General features: G+C 71.7%; 11 protein-coding genes and 1 riboswitch. Of the genes, 7 read left to right on the forward strand and 4 right to left on the reverse strand.

Translation table 11 applies throughout. The annotated features are described in order from the left end of the window. Positions 1-121: 121 nt before the first annotated feature. The 3 genes from KBY19_RS29375 to KBY19_RS29385 all read left to right on the forward strand — a co-directional run bounded on the left by KBY19_RS29375 (position 122) and on the right by KBY19_RS29385 (position 3,381). Complete coding sequence (locus KBY19_RS29375; protein WP_307843657.1) at positions 122-1,489, forward strand: four-carbon acid sugar kinase family protein; 1,368 nt, start codon at positions 122-124, stop codon at positions 1,487-1,489. After that, positions 1,486-2,490 carry a 4-hydroxythreonine-4-phosphate dehydrogenase PdxA gene (gene pdxA / locus KBY19_RS29380; protein ID WP_210967049.1) on the forward strand — a complete coding sequence of 335 codons (1,005 nt, stop codon included), beginning with the start codon at positions 1,486-1,488 and terminating at the stop codon, positions 2,488-2,490. The genes KBY19_RS29375 and pdxA overlap by 4 nt, the downstream gene beginning before the upstream one ends. 78 nt (positions 2,491-2,568) lie before the next feature. Then, positions 2,569-3,381: a DeoR/GlpR family DNA-binding transcription regulator gene (locus KBY19_RS29385; RefSeq protein ID WP_099885842.1), complete on the forward strand. Its 813-nt coding sequence runs from the start codon at positions 2,569-2,571 to the stop codon at positions 3,379-3,381. Between the two features lie 141 nt (positions 3,382-3,522). On the opposite strand, the gene KBY19_RS29390 is transcribed toward KBY19_RS29385, so the two are convergent. Then, positions 3,523-4,341: an NPP1 family protein gene (locus tag KBY19_RS29390; RefSeq protein WP_210967050.1), complete on the reverse strand. Its 819-nt coding sequence runs from the start codon at positions 4,339-4,341 to the stop codon at positions 3,523-3,525. 211 nt (positions 4,342-4,552) lie between these two features. On the opposite strand from KBY19_RS29390, the gene KBY19_RS29395 reads away from it, so the two are divergent. After that, positions 4,553-5,836: an alpha/beta hydrolase gene (locus KBY19_RS29395; protein WP_210967051.1), complete on the forward strand. Its 1,284-nt coding sequence runs from the start codon at positions 4,553-4,555 to the stop codon at positions 5,834-5,836. 12 nt (positions 5,837-5,848) lie between these two features. Here the strand turns inward: KBY19_RS29395 and KBY19_RS29400 are convergent, their stop codons facing one another. The 3 genes from KBY19_RS29400 to KBY19_RS29410 all read right to left on the reverse strand — a co-directional run bounded on the left by KBY19_RS29400 (position 5,849) and on the right by KBY19_RS29410 (position 10,138). After that, complete coding sequence (locus KBY19_RS29400; RefSeq protein ID WP_210967052.1) at positions 5,849-7,840, reverse strand: glycosyltransferase family A protein; 1,992 nt, start codon at positions 7,838-7,840, stop codon at positions 5,849-5,851. Positions 7,841-8,068: 228 nt separating this feature from the next. Beyond that, complete coding sequence (locus tag KBY19_RS29405) at positions 8,069-8,836, reverse strand: LysM peptidoglycan-binding domain-containing protein (protein ID WP_099885846.1); 768 nt, start codon at positions 8,834-8,836, stop codon at positions 8,069-8,071. A gap of 4 nt (positions 8,837-8,840) precedes the next feature. Then, positions 8,841-9,016, reverse strand: a riboswitch (cyclic di-AMP (ydaO/yuaA leader). A 522-nt stretch (positions 9,017-9,538) separates the two neighbouring features. Then, positions 9,539-10,138 carry a helix-turn-helix domain-containing protein gene (locus tag KBY19_RS29410; protein ID WP_210967053.1) on the reverse strand — a complete coding sequence of 200 codons (600 nt, stop codon included), beginning with the start codon at positions 10,136-10,138 and terminating at the stop codon, positions 9,539-9,541. 187 nt (positions 10,139-10,325) lie between these two features. Here KBY19_RS29410 and KBY19_RS29415 point away from each other — a divergent pair, with 187 nt between their 5' ends. The 3 genes from KBY19_RS29415 to KBY19_RS29425 form a co-directional block, all read left to right on the forward strand. Next, entirely contained in the window at positions 10,326-11,063 is a 738-nt protein-coding gene (locus tag KBY19_RS29415; protein WP_099885848.1) for an ABC transporter ATP-binding protein, read from the forward strand. Further along, the gene (locus tag KBY19_RS29420) at positions 11,057-13,534 is read left to right on the forward strand and encodes an FtsX-like permease family protein (RefSeq protein WP_210967054.1); all 2,478 of its coding nucleotides are present in this window, start codon (positions 11,057-11,059) and stop codon (positions 13,532-13,534) included. The genes KBY19_RS29415 and KBY19_RS29420 overlap by 7 nt, the downstream gene beginning before the upstream one ends. A gap of 241 nt (positions 13,535-13,775) precedes the next feature. Beyond that, positions 13,776-14,741 (forward strand): sensor histidine kinase (locus tag KBY19_RS29425; protein ID WP_210967055.1); only part of this gene is annotated, 966 nt, incomplete at its 3' end.

Consider the following 14,741-nt stretch of genomic DNA (forward strand, 5'->3'; position numbering starts at 1 on the left):
CGAATCGCGCACACTGTGCCATCATCAGGTGCCATCGGCGCCGCGGCTCCCCGGGTTTCTGCGTGCCGCGTGCATATCCCGTACGGGCTGTGCGGAGTTCTCGGCTGCGAAGGAGGTTCCCGTGAGCGCTTGGAAGGGTGCGGCGCCCGTCATGGCGCTCGCCGACGACCTGTCCGGCGCGGCAGAGGTGGCCGCACTGCTGCGGCTGCCCGCCCGGCTGACCCTCGGCCCGCCGCAGCCGAGCACTCCCGGGGCAGCCGGTCGGGCCCTTGTGGTGGACCTCGACTCGCGCCAGGCCACGAGCGGCGCCGCGGCCGCGGCGGTACGGACAGTCCTGGCCGAGACAGCGGCCACACCCCCGCCCCGGCGTCGGACCGATCCGGCGCGCTCCGAGACGGAAGCCGCCGAGGCACGGCGTGAGCCGGTGCTCTGGTACAAAAAATCCGACTCGCTGCTGCGCGGGAACGTGGGAGCCGAGGCCGCCGCGTTCGCACAGGGCGCCGAGGCCGTGGTCGTGGCCATGGCGCTGCCCCGCGCCGACCGGGTGGTCCGCGAGGGCGTGCTCCATGTCGAGGGCGTACCGCTGCACGAGAGCGCCGCCTGGCGCGCCGAGGGACGTCGCCCACCCCGGTCCGTCACCGAAGCTCTCGCGCCCCTGCCCACCGCCCGGGTACCGGTCGAGGCCGTACGGCAGGGAGTCCGCGGCCTTGCCGACCTGCTGAGGTCCGTGGCGAGCCGGGGTCGGCACCCGGTGTGCGACGCCGCCACCGATGCCGACCTGGCCGTGATCACCGAGGCCGCGGTGTCCCTCGGCCCCGGATACCGGCTGCTGGGCAGCGGCGGGCTGGCCGCCTCCCTCGGCAGGCACATCGGGACCGGTACATCGGGGCGGAAGACCGGGGCGGGGGAGGACGCACCCGCCGCTGTGCGCCCTCTGCTCGTCGTCGCCGGAAGCGCGGAGCCCGTGGTGGCCGCCCAGATCGCACGGTTGGTGGCAGCCGGGGCCCGGCATATGGCCCTGGCTCCCGGAACGCTGGCCGCCGAGGCCCCCGTACCACTGCCCCCGCTCACAGCCGACGCCGTCACCGTGGTCTCGGTCGATCCGGCCGGTGGGATCCGGCCGGATCGAGCACGGCGGGTGGTGGCCGGACTGGCGCGGACGGTGGCGGCTCTGCCCGGCCGGCCCGACCTGGTGCTCACGGGCGGAGAGACCGCCCGTCGGGTGCTCGACGCGGCGGGTGTCACGGCGCTGTCGCCGCTCGGCGAGATCCACCACGGCGCCGTCCACTCCCGCACCGACGACGGGCGGTCGGTCGTCACCAGGCCCGGCAGCTTCGGTGGCCCCGACTCCCTCCACCGGATCGCGGCAGCGCTCCGCCCCCGGCTCGTTCCCGCACCTTCCGTTCCCGCGCCTCCCGTGCCGGAGCCGCCGTTCTCGGCGTCGGCCGCATCCTCAACCCCCCTGCCATGCCAAGGAGTGACACAGTGAACGCGCAGCAGCCCCTCCCTCTGATCGGCCTCACCATGGGTGACGGCGCCGGTGTCGGGCCGGAGGTGATCGTGTCCGCAGCGCTCGACCCCGGGACGCTGGGCCTGTGTCGGCCCGTGGTCGTCGGTGACGCCGCACGGCTGCGGGAGGCGGCCGGGATCCTCGGCGTCGACTGTGAGGTGGTGGCCGTACGGACCCCGGCCGACGCCGAGTTCGCCCCCGGCCGGATCAACGTCGTCGACCTCGCGCTGCTGCCCGCCGGGCTGCCCTGGGGCAGGCTCTCCGCCGAAGCGGGCCACGCCGCCTACGCGTACGTCGAGCGCGCCGCCGCACTCGCGGTCGCGGGCGAGCTCGACGGAATCTGCACCGCACCGCTCAACAAGGAGGCACTGCACGCCGCCGGACACCTCTACCCCGGCCACACCGAACTGCTGGCCGAGCTCACCGGGGTCGAGGAGGTGTCGATGATGCTCTCCACCGAGAAGGTGAAGGTCATCCACGTCACCACCCACATCGGACTGCTCGACGCCGTGCGCCGGATCGAGCCGGGGCTGGTCGAGCGGACCGTACGCCGTGGCCACCAGGCGCTGGTCCGGGCCGGTCGGGCGGATCCCGTCATCGGGGTCTGCGGCATCAACCCGCACGCCGGGGAGAACGGGCTGTTCGGCTACGGCGAGGAGGAGGAGAAGATCGTTCCCGCGCTGGAGAAGGTACGCCGCACGGGTATCGACGCTCGCGGCCCGCTCCCCGCCGACACCGCGTTCTTCCTGGCCTCCCGCGGTGACTACGACCTCATCGTGGCGATGTACCACGACCAGGGCCACGGCCCGGTGAAGGTGCTCGGCATCGAGGCGGGGGTCAATCTCACCGTCGGCCTGCCGGTCATCCGCACCTCCGTGGACCACGGCACCGCGTTCGACATCGCCGGTACCGGAAAGGCCGAGCCCGGTAGCATGATCGAGGCGCTGCGGCAGGCCGCCGAGATGTCCAACGCGCACTGAACCGACGCCCCGCGAAGGGCAGTTGGACCCGAGCAACCGAAGCGACCGACCCGACCGACGTATCGCGAAGGACACCTGATGCCGCCCACCGGATCCCGGGCCCGCCGCGAGGAGATCCTGCAGCTCGCCACCACCACCGGCCTGGCCAGCGTCGAGGAGCTCTCGCAGCACTTCGGCGTGACCGCCTCCACCATCCGCCGCGACCTCGCCCGGCTCACCGCCGACGGCCGGCTGGCCCGTACGTACGGCGGGGCCATGGCGCTGACCGCACATCCGGAGGCGTCGCTGCGGCAGCGCACGGGAGAGGCGTACGAGCAGAAGCGGGCCATCGCCCGCTGGGCGGCGGCCCAGGTGCGCCCGGGCGAGACCGTACTGCTGGACGCGGGGTCGACGGTGGGTGCGCTGGCGCACCAACTGCGTACGGTCGACGACCTCACCGTGGCCACGACCGGTCTGACGGCGCTGCAGGAGCTGGCGGACGTCGAGACCGTCCATGTCGAGTGCCTGGGCGGGACCTGGCGGCCGGTCAGCCAGGCCTTCGTGGGCCCGCTGACCGAAGCGGCGCTGGAGCGGCTCACCTTCGACCGGGTCTTCCTGTCGGCGGACGGGGTGACGGCGGACGGCGGGATCTGTGAGGCGGAGCTGCGCCAGACGCGGCTGAAGGAGCTGATGGCGCGTCGGGCCGCACACACCTACGTACTCGCGCACGCGGCGAAGCTCGGCCGGGCCCCGTTCCACGCGTGGGCCGCGCTGCCGGCGGGCTGGACACTGGTGACGGACGCGGCGGCCGACGCGGACCAGGTGGCGAAGTTCACCGAACGGGGGGTGCGGGTGGTGCGTGCCGAGCCCGTCGAAGAGCCGGCGCCGCCCCCGGGGGAGGCGCAGGACTGACGCGGAAGCGGCAGCGGTCGGCCCGCAGGGCGAGCTGCGGCGGTCGGCAGAAGCGGACCACGCGGGGGGCCTGCGGGGTGGTGCCCGCCGGTGTGCTGCCTCGTGCACAGCAGCGGCCACCGCCCCGCGTCCGGTCCTGTCTCAGGCGCCGGGGTCGAAGGGGATGCCGTCCGGCACGGCCGCGGCCAGATGGCTGTTGAAGGTGTCGTCCTTGATGCCCAGGGTGGCGCTGCCGAAGTCCGCCCCGGTCAACTTGTCGCGCAGCCCCTCGGGATAGCCGTCCCAGCCGACCAGGGTGGGGAACTGCCAGGTCCCCCGGTGATTCTCGGGCGGCTCGTCACCGCCGTCGTTCTTGGCGGCGCGGAAGCAGTGGGTACTCACCCCGTCCTTGTGGTAGACGACCTTGGGGTGCGTGCCCTCGAAGGGCAGCGCGTCCTTGTGGTGCACGGTGAATCCACCGTGGTTGGAGGTCGAGACGTACTCGACCTGGTCGTTGTGCACCCACACCACGACGTGCTCCCAGTCGTGCCGGTGCCCGGCGCTCCCGCCGCCGAGTGCCGCCTGGTCCTTCTCGAAGTAGGAGGCGTAGACCAGGGCGCACCAGCCGTTGTTGCACTTGGTGCGGGAGTAGCCGTTGGTGTTCTCCAAGTCGGACGCGTCGCGGCAGTTGCCGTTGACGTCGCCGCCTGTCTTCAGGCCCGGGGCGATGGTGCCGTCCGGGCCGATGGCGGGGGTCGCGTAGCAGCCGTCGGTGTCGTAGTCGTAGGCGGGCTGGAACGTCTTCTCCAACTCGGTCGCGTTCATGGGCAGCGACTGCGGCGGATCGGCCAGCGCCGTCCCCGGCAGCCCGACGACCAGAGCGAAGGCCCCGACCACGACGGCCGGGGCCTTCCTGACCCATCCGACGGCTCGGCGGGACCGGCCGGCAGGGGCGTCCTGCACGGATTTCGCCTCTCTCATGTGCGCACTCCATGGTGGGGGGTGAGATGCTCGGCTCACGCTGCCGTGAGTCGGCGCCCCTGCCAAGAGGGCGAACTTCGTACGTCGCGCCCCAACTGCCCGCCAGTCATTGACGAAAGGCAGGAAGCCCCCCGCTCATTGACGAAAGTCAGGAAGCCCCCCGCCTTTCGTAGCTGCCCGGGACGGTGCGCGCGTTCCTAGGCTCCCGGCCATGATCCGTACACACCGCGCGGCGGTCGCTGTCCTGACCGCCGCTCTGCTCACCCCGACAGCCACCGCCTGCGCTTCCGTCGAGAGCCCGTCGACGGCCGACGCGCGCCCGGCAGCCTCGGCGGCAACCGCCGCGAAAAGCGACACCCGTCTGTCCATTCCGAGGCCCACCGGGGCGTGGGCGGTCGGACGGGACACCCTGTCCCTGGTCGACCGCGACCGTCGCGATCCCTGGGTGCCGTCGGCGGGCGCCCGCCGGGTGATGGTCTCGGTCTTCTACCCCGCGCGGCGCGGCGGCGACCAGTCGGCACCCGCGCCGTATCTGTCGGCCGAGGAAGCGGCACTGCTGCTCAAGGGATTGAAGCTGGACAAATCCTTCCCGGCCGACCGGCTCGCCTCGGTCCGTACCAACGCCCGCTTCGGCGCCCGCCCCGCACCGGGCAGGCACCCGCTCGTGGTGCTCTCCCCGGGCTTCACCCTGCACCGCGCCACCCTCACCACGCTGGCGGAGGAGTTGGCCTCACAGGGCTACGTCGTCGCGCTGCTGGACCACGCCTACGAATCCTTCGGCACGACCTTCACGGACCGGGGCGCCGCGCGTGCCGACAAGGCCGCGGCACGCACCTTGACCTGCGTCGCATGCGAGACCGTCGAGGCCGCGCCGACCGACGAGGGGGAGAAGAAGCTGCTGGGCCGGGCGGCGCGGAACCGGGCGGCCGACATCTCCTTCGTCGTCGACGAGTTGACGCGCCCTGCGCGGGACGGGCGGCACGCACCGGAAGGGCGGAAGCGGTCCCCCGACTACGCGGCGCTCATCGACCCGCGGCGCATCGGGGCGGCGGGCCACTCGCTCGGCGGCAACGCGGCGGCAGTGGCAGCGGGTACCGACCGCCGTATCAGGGCCGCCGCCAACCTGGACGGCACCTTCTTCGCCCCGGTACCGCAGGCGGCGACCGGCCGCCCGGTCCTCATGCTCGGCACCGGAGACGGCCACGGCCCGCAGGCCCGGGACACGACGTGGCCGGAGACCTGGGAGCGGCTGCACGGCTGGAAGCGGTGGCTCACGGTCGCCGACTCCGGGCACTTCACCTTCATCGACATACCGATCCTGGGCGGGCAGGCCGGTGTCACCGATCCCTCGGCGCCGCTGTCCGGGAAGCGCTCGGGTGAGATCACCACCCGGTATGTGACGGCCTTCTTCGACCGGCATCTGCGCGGTCTGCCCCGGCCGTTGCTGGACGGCCCCTCGAAGGGGAACCCGGAGGTGGCCTTCCACACACCGTGACCACGGGGTGGGTCAGAAGTGCCGCTTGGTGAGCCTGCGACGCCTGGCACGGACCAGACGCAGCACGTCGCGGAGGAGCGGCACCCGACCCACCCGGAGGGTGAGCGGGGCGGCGGCCACGGCCTTGGCGTACCGGGGGACGAGTCCACGGCGCCAGCGCGCCGTGCCGGGCGGCAGGGCCGGCTGCCGCAAGGGGAGGTCGTGGCGCCAGTTGGCGGCGGCTATCCGCAGCCCGGCCGTCCACCGGCCCGGGGACAGGGCGCCGAGAGGCAGTTCGGCCGTGAACCGGCCGTCGTCCCCGAGCGTCAGCGGGAAGTCGGCCTCGGCGTCTGCCGTCGCCAGCCGAAGGAGGGCTGTTCCCGGTGGTGGACCGAGCAGGTTCGTCCGGCCGCTCATCCGCAGCACCGGGCCGCGCCACGCGGCGACTTCGGGTTCGAGGCGCAGTTCTTTGCCGAGCCGGGCTGCTGGTACGTGCTGAAGCCGCAGGCTGAGATTGCCGAAGGACGTCCAGTAGATTCTGGCTGTCCGTATTCCTCCGGTGCCGTCGTCGGTCAGGCAGGTGAACGGGCAGGCACCGGCGTTCGGGTCGTGCTGGTTTCCCAGCCGCACGGTTTTGCTGAGCCCGTTCACGGTGAGGCGTAGGTACAGGTCCCAGAAACCGTCGGCCAGTGGTGCGTCGTTCCCTTCGCCGCCGAGGAGATCCAGGTCCGCCTCGAAGGCGTCTTCGGTGAGGTGGATTTCGGCATGGCGTCTCCCGGCGCCTTCTCCACGGTGCTGGAGGAAGACCTCCAGCGTCTTTCTGCTTTCATTGCCGTGTTCGTTGTGGTGCTCACTCTTGCGCAACGTCGCGTGACCGCTGAGGCGAAGTCGGTTACCGGTGAAGGAGAATGCGGATACATGGTGGGCGAGGGTGAGGTGCTCCGTCACGTCGAACAACGCGGTAGTGCCTCGGGGACGGCTGTCACGATCAGGTGGATAGTGCGCCAGTGCTCTTCCTTGAGAGATATGGATACGAAACGGCAGCTTGCTGTTGTCCGACCAGGTGTGGGCCAACAACTCGGCCAGGTCGCCGTGCCGGGTGAGATGGCAGCGCAGCCGCTGGATCGGAGGCAGCCGGGGCCAGAACGCATCGCCGTCGTGCTCGGCGACGAGTTTCCGCATCCGCTCGAACTCGCGCTGCTGGATCGCCGTTTCCGTCTCGGTGCCCAGGAACTTGAAGGCGTCCTTCAGCTCCACCGCGAAGTGCCTCTCCAAAAGGGCATCGCGCTGCGGCCCGGGGGCCAACTCGCTCCGCAGCAGCTCACACACCCGGCCGAGCGAGTCGAGGGTCGGCTCGGTCTTGTTCGTATACGTCAGATGCCGGCCGTCACCACGCCGCACGAGGTAGTAGCAGGCGTAGTCGGCGACCACGGAGATGCGGTGTGCGCGCAAGTAGGCGAGTGCGGTGAAGGGCTGGTCCTCGCCGACCCGCAGATCCGTGTGGAAGCGCAGGTGCAGCCGGTCGAGCAGTTCCTTGCGGAAGAGCTTCTGGACGGAGAGCGCCCAGTAGACCCGGGAGGTGAACAGGTCGGCGTCGGGCTGGTTCGCCCGGAACATGGAGCGCGGCACTCTGCGCCCCACCGAGGCCATCTTGCCCAGTACGACATCGGAGCTGTTCTCCTCGGCGGTCACGGTGAGCCGCTGCAGCGCTTCGGGAGCCAGGTAGTCGTCCGCGTCGAGAAAGAAGACGTACTCGCCCTGGGCGAGGTCCAGGGCCAGGTTGCGCGGGGCGGAAGGGCCGCCGGAGTTCTCCTGGTGGATCACCCGCAGCAGCCGGGGATGCCGGGCGGCCATCCGGTCCAGCTCGGCGGCGGTGCCGTCCGTGGAGCCGTCGTCCACGACGATCATCTCGATGCGACCGGGGCCGAGCGACTGGTGCGCGACCGAGGAAACGCAGCGCTTGACGTAGGGCAGCGCATTGTAGGCGGGAGTTATGACACTTACCAGATGTTTCGCAACATTCATGGGTAGACAGTGCCCATTCGGGCGCACCGACGCCAGGAGAAGGCGGCGTTCGGGTGAACCCGGCCTTTCCCGGGCGGGAGGGTGCGGCCTCAGGCCCGGTGCCCGCGCCGGCGCGTCGCCCGAGCCGCGCGGCCCCGAAGCCGGCGGCCCGCCGTGCCCGGAAACGACGCGGCGGCTGCCCGTCACCCGGTGAGGGTGAGGGGCAGCCGCCGCGATCGGGGTTACGGCTCAGTAAGGGCCGTTGACGTTGTCGATCGAACCGTAGCGGTCCGCCGCGTAGTTGCAGGCCGCGACGATGTTGGCGACCGGGTCGCGCTGGTCGTAGACGGTGCCCTCGACGTGGTAGGCGTCGAAGGTCGGCTTGATCACCTGGAGCAGGCCGATGGACGGAGTGCCGTTCTGGGCGTTGATGTCCCAGTTGTTGATGGCGTTCGGGTCACCGCCGGACTCCCGGATGATGTTGCGGTGGATGCCGTCGTAGGTGCCCGGGATGCCGTGCTGCTTCATGATGGTCAGCGCCTCGTTGATCCAGCCGTCCAGGTTGGTCGACTGGGTCTTGTGCACGCTGCCGGTCCGCTCGGCCGAGCTGCGGTCGGCCCGCTCGGAGTTGCTGCTCCGCTCGGCGGGCGCGGAGGCGGTGTCCAGGGTCAGCTTCTGACCGGGGCGGATCAGGTCGGCGTCGCCGCCGATCGTCTCCTTGTTGGCCTTGTACAGGGTGGACCAGCCGCCCTTGATGTCGTGGTCCACGGCGATCTTGTACAGGGTGTCGCCGCTGACGACGGTGTAGGAGCTGGGCTCCTGCTCGGTCTTCGTCTGCGCAGCCGCCTGGGCGGACTGCGCCTGCTGCTGCACCTTGGCCGGGGCGGGGGCGGCGTGCGCGCTGCCCGCGGTCAGCAGGGGAGCGGCGATTCCCGCACCGCCGGCGACCAGGACGATCGAAAGCCGGGAAATGCTGCGGGCGCTGAGCGGATGACGGGCATGACGGCCACGAGACATGGGGGTGTCCTCTCCTAGCGCCTGCGAGGTGAGCTGTCGGATTCGGGCTGGAGTGGCCCGGCCATTCCCGTGCGCGAGGGCGCTACGGGCATGGCTTCACCCCTAGCCGGGCCGCTGGATGCGGTACGGCACTTACCTGGGTCCCCCGCTCCTGCCGCGCGGTTCTGGTGCGAATTTCCCTCGCCGGGCGGCAGGATTCGGCGCCCCGGCATGGGAACTCCGGCCGTTTACGGAGGCCGGAGCGAGGACACGGAAACATAATGGATTGCCCGGATCAAGGCGCTCGATTCACCTGCGGGCCGCTTCCGGAAAATGATCTCGCAATTCATCAACGCTATGCGGTGGATCATTTTCTGAGCGTAAAGTGGCGAATCGGGGCCGTATTCCGAAGAACTCGCGCCGCAAAGGTTCTTGACGATCCGGCAGAAGATCTTGTCCGTGTCTCGGTGCTTTCGATGTGTTTCCCGACACAGCGGATGAGCGGGAGCGGCAAGTCTTGTATTTCCGGACATTGCAGCTGAAAGCCGATGAAGGAGGTCTCCAGCAGCTCCCTTGAGACCGGGAGTTTCGATCGGTAGGCGTTTCTACTAAGCGCCATCGTACATTCTTCTCCCGCCTCGGCCGCGCGCGGTCTTCATCGCGTGAGCCGCATGCGCGGCCGAGGTGGTGACGCTTCCCGAGATGCTCGAAGGCGTCGAGCTGTCACTGCTCCGGGTCGTCGAGTGGAACGGTGAACCAGCGGACGGCGACCGGCCGTGCGCCAGGCCCGGCGTCGTCGCGGGGCCGCTGGAAGCGCCGCAGCAGCTCCAGATACGCGTCGTGGAACTGCTGCACTTCCTCCCGGGTGAGATGCAGGGTGCTGCGTGATCCGCGCCCCCACTCCTCCTCGGGTGGCTGGAGGGTGTAGTGGTGGACCAGTTCGATGTCCTCCTCCATGCGCAGCCGGTCCAGTTCGCCGACCACGGCGCGTTCGGCGGCCGACAGGTCGGCCTGGGGCGGGCGCCGCACGTCCAGTCCACGCACTCCCCGCCACCAGCGCTCGCGGCTGTTCGCCGAGTGGTCGGGGTCGTCCTCGATGAAGCCGGCTCGCTCCAGCTGGCGCAGGTGGTAGCTGAGCGTCCCGGTGTTCTCGCCGAGTACGGCGGCGAGTGCGGTGGCCGTCGCGGGGCCTTCGGTGGCCAGCCGGCGAAGGATCTTGCGGCGCAGCGGGTGGGCCAGCGCCTTGAGGGTCGCGGGGTCGCTGACGGTGCGAGGCGACTGCTGGACGGCGGCGGGGCCGTCCTCTTCCAGTGGCTCGGTCATATACCGACCCTAGCGCAGACGTTCCTCTGCAGAGCTTCCTCTGCAGAACTTTCTCTGCAATGCTGTGACCGCCTCGCGGCTCCAGCGCCTGCCGCGGAGCCGATCTCCCGGTGCCCCGCCCCCGGGCGCCCGACGCGTGCGGCGACAGTGCGCGCGGCCACCATCACGAGTACGTCAGGACGGATACATGGCTCACGAAGCGGTCCAGCTGCGGCACGTCACCCGCCGATACGGCACAGGCGGTGGCGCCGTCACTGCCCTCGACGAGGTCTCGCTCGACTTCCAGCACGGCACGTTCACCGCGGTCATGGGGCCTTCCGGCTCGGGCAAGTCCACGCTGCTGCAGTGCGCCGCCGGTCTCGACCGGCCCACATCGGGCTCGGTCGCCGTGGGCGGGACCGAGCTGACGGGGTTGAGCGAGACCCGGCTGACGCTCCTGCGCCGCCGGCAGATCGGCTTCGTCTTCCAGGCGTTCAATCTGCTGCCGTCCCTGACCGCCGGGCAGAACGTTGCCCTTCCGCTGCGGCTCGCCGGCCGTCGACCGGCCCCCGCCCGGATACGGGAGGTACTGGAGCAGGTCGGACTCGGGGAGCGGGTGCGGCATCGGCCTTCGGAGCTGTCCGGTGGCCAGCAGCAGCGGGTCGCGCTGGCCCGCGCGCTGATCACCCGCCCGCAGGTGCTCTTCGGTGACGAGCCGACCGGAGCCCTCGACTCGCAGACCAGCCGCGAGGTCCTCACGCTGCTACGCGACATGGTCCGCGACGAGGGGCGGACCACCGTCATGGTCACCCACGACCCGGTCGCCGCCTCCTATGCCGACCGCGTGGTCTTCCTCGTCGACGGCCGGGTCGACGGAGAGCTGTGTGCGGCGTCCGCCCAGGAGATCGCCGCGCAGATGGCGGAGCTGGAGGACCTGGCGTGCTGAACATCGCGCTGACCACCCTGCGCACCCGCTGGGCCGGGTTCGTCGGCAGCTTCGTCGCGCTGGCGCTCGGCGTGGGGCTGCTCGCCGTCATGGGGCTGGCGCTGGCGTCGTCATTGCAGGCTCCGGAGCGCGAGCCGGAGAGATTCGCCGCGGCCCCCGTGGTCGTCAAGGGCGCGGACACCCTCAGCGTGCCCACCTCGATCGGAGAGCGCACCCATGAGCTGGCGCAGCCCCGCGCCGTCCCCGACCGGGTCAAGACCCGGCTGAAGAAGCTGGGGCGGGTCGTGGAGGACCGGTCGTTCGATGTCCCGGTCGACGGCGGCCCCGGCGACCTGGTGGGCCACCCCTGGTCAACCGCCGCATTCGCCCCGTACCACCTGGAGCAGGGACGCGAGCCCCGGGCGGGCGACGAGGTGGTCGTCAGCGAGGACTGGACCCGGCGCGGCGGTCGGCCGGTACAGCCCGGCGAGCGGCTGCCCACCGCAGACGGAGCCGTACGGGTCGTCGGCGTCGTGGGAGGGCTCGGCTTCGAGAAGGCCGTCTTCTACACCGACCGGCGCGCTGCCGCGCTGGCGCCGCGCAGCCTCCAACTGGTCGTCGACACCGACGATCCGGCTGCCGTACGCGCGGCGGTCCACGGCAGTGAGGGCGTACGGGTCCTCACCGGGGACGCCCGCCGGTTCGCCGACCCGGACCCTGAGCGGGACAGTGAGGCCGTCACAGCGATGAACGCCCTGTTCGGCACGGCAGGCGGTGTCGCCGCCTTCGTCTCGGTGTTCGTGGTGGCCTCCACCTTCGCGTTCGCGGTGGCCCAGCGCCGCCGCGAGTTCGGGCTGCTGCGCATGGCGGGAGCCACCCCGGCCCAGGTCCGCCGCACGGTGCTCTTCGAGGCGCTGCTCGTCGGTGCCGCCGCTTCGGCGGTCGGCTGCGCTCTCGGCGCCCGGGGCGCACCGGTGCTCGCCCGCTGGGTGGTCGACCAGGATCTGGCACCGCGCTGGTTCACCATCCAGGACCACGTCTGGCCGTACCACGTCGCCTTCTGGACCGGGCTGCTGGTGGCCTTCGGCGGGGCGGTCGTCGCGTCCTGGCGGGCCGGCCGCACCGCGCCGACCGAGGCCTTGCGGGAAGCCTCCGTGGAATCCCGCGCCCTGCCGATGAGCCGCGCGGTGTGCGGTACGGTCCTGCTGCTGGCCGCTGCCGGGACCCTCGCGGTTTCCCTGGCCGCCGACCCCGGCGACCTGCTGCACCGCAAGACGTACGTCACCCGGCCCATGCTGCTGATCACCGGGGTGGCGCTGCTGGCCCCGCTGCTGGTCCGCCCGCTGACCCGGTTGATCGCCTGGCTTCCCGCCCGGCTGCCGGGCGCGGTGGGAATGCTGATGCGGCAGAACGCCGACACCCGGGCCGGACGGACGGCGGCCCTCGCGGCGCCCGTGCTGGTCACGGTGGCTCTGGCAGGCTCCCTGCTGGGAGCGACGGCGACGTTGAACGCGGCGAAGGCCACCGAGAATCGCACCGCTACCGCGGCCGACTTCGTCGTCACCCCCACCGAAGAAGGCGGCTTCGACCAGGCGACGCTCCAGCGGCTGCGCCGGGTCGCCGGCACCGACATCTCCCCGACCTCCTCCAGCGCCGTCTACACGCTGGAGGAGGGGGTGGCGCTGATCAAGTCGCCCGCCCGGGCCGGTGACCCCGCCCGGCTCCGGGCCACCACCCGGCTGCCGCTCGCTGCCGGCGACGTGAGCGATGTCGACGACGACTCGATCATCGTCAACGAGGAGTGGACGCACCACACGGTGGGGGAGCGCGTGACGGTCTGGCTGGGCGACGGCACCAGGAGGTCGCTGCGGATCGCCGCGGTCATGACCACGGGAACCGGCGACAACGGCGCCTACGTCACCCCGCGCAACGCCCGCCACGCGCCGGTCGACCGGGTCGAGGTACGGCTCGAGGACGGGGCCGACGCCGCCGCGGTGGCCGATGAACTCGGCCGAGCCGTACCCAAGTCCGACGGTCGGGTGCTCACCGCGCGGGAATGGGTCCGGGCCACCTACCCCGCGACCGACCGCACCACCCGGGCGGGCTTCCTCGTCGTCCTCGGTATCGCTCTGCTGTACACGGTCATCGCGCTGGCCAACACCATGGTCATGTCGACGTGGGACCGGGCGCGTGAACTCGCTCTGCTGCGGTTGAGCGGCGCCACCCGGTGGCAGGTGCTGCGAACCGTGGCAGCCGAGGCCCTGATGGTGGTCGCGGTCGGTGGCGTGCTGGGGATCGCGGTCGCCGGAGTCAACCTGGCGGGCATCTGGGTCGCCCTGGCGTTGCTGTCGGTCTGGACGCCGATCCAGCTCCCCTGGGCGGCGCTCACCGCTGTACTGGGAGCCTGCGCGGTGGCAGCCGTGCTGTGCGCGGTGGTACCCGCCGCCTTCGCGCTGCGCCGCCGGGCGGTGCGGCTGCCGTCGGCCTCCTGACGCCGCACGGCCGCCGACCGGCCGATCCTCCCGGCACCTTGCGTCGTCGCGGCGGACGCGGCGGACGCGGCGGGAACGGCGGGGACAGGAGCCGAGCCGGAGTGCCGTTGCCGGCGGACAGCCCGTACCCCACCAGTTGGCGCCGCGCAGCCGAGGTGTACGACCGGGGTTGCGGCCGGGACGCCCACAAGTCGCCGTCCCGGCCACTGCGCAGGCCACCGCGGCTGCCTAGGCTGGTCGCATGGCACCTGACACCCCGCAGCGGCTGCGGCCGTGGTTGCCCCGCGGCCGCACGGCGGACCTGGCGTCGGCGTGCGGGGTGTTGCTGCTGGTGGCCGTCTGGAGCCTGGCGTCCCTGCTCCGCGACCCGGCCGAACCCGGGCCCGTCCCCGTCCTCGTCCTCGACGCGGTACTGAGCGTGGCCGCCTGCGTGTTGCTGTACTTCCGGCGGCGGTACCCGGTGGCTGTCGCGGTGTGTGTGCTGGTCGCCACCGCCGCCTACTATCTCACCAGCGAGCAGGACGGTCCGCTGCTGGTCGCCGTGATCGTCGCGCTCTACTCCGTGGCTGCCGAGGGCCGGCTGCAGGCGGCCGTCGCCCTCGCGGCCGCTGCCGTCCTCGGGGTGGGGGTGGGAAAGCAGGCCGGCAACGAAGACACCAACACCGTCGTCGTCTTCATGCTCACCGGCTGGCTGGTCGCGGTGGTGGCGCTCGGCACGATGCGGCACCGGCGGCACGCCTACGCGCAGGAGGAGGCGCGGCGGCGGGCAGGCGAGGAGCGGCTGCGGATCGCACGAGAGCTGCACGACGTCATCGGGCACAACATCTCGCTGATCAATGTGCAGGCCGGTGCCGCCCTGCACCGGTTGAGGAAGGACCCGGGGCAGGCCGAGGAGGCACTGGCCACCATCAAGGAGACCAGCCGGGAAGCACTGCGGGAGCTGCGCGCCACGCTCGGGGTGCTGCGTCAGGTCGACGAGGCGTCACCGACCCAGCCCGCTCCGGGTCTCGCCCGCCTCGATGAACTGGTGACCGCCGCCAGGCCGGCGGGGCTCGATGTGCAGGTGCACAGCCGCGGGCGGGCACGGCCGCTGCACGCCGCGGCCGATCTCGCCGCGTTCCGGATCGTGCAGGAATCGCTGACCAATGTCGCCCGGCATGCGCGCGGGGCCACGGCGGTGGAGATACGGCTCGGTTACGGCCAGCGG

Origin of the sequence: Streptomyces sp. B15 (assembly GCF_018070605.1) — a bacterium.
Lineage (GTDB): Bacteria > Actinomycetota > Actinomycetes > Streptomycetales > Streptomycetaceae > Streptomyces > Streptomyces smyrnaeus.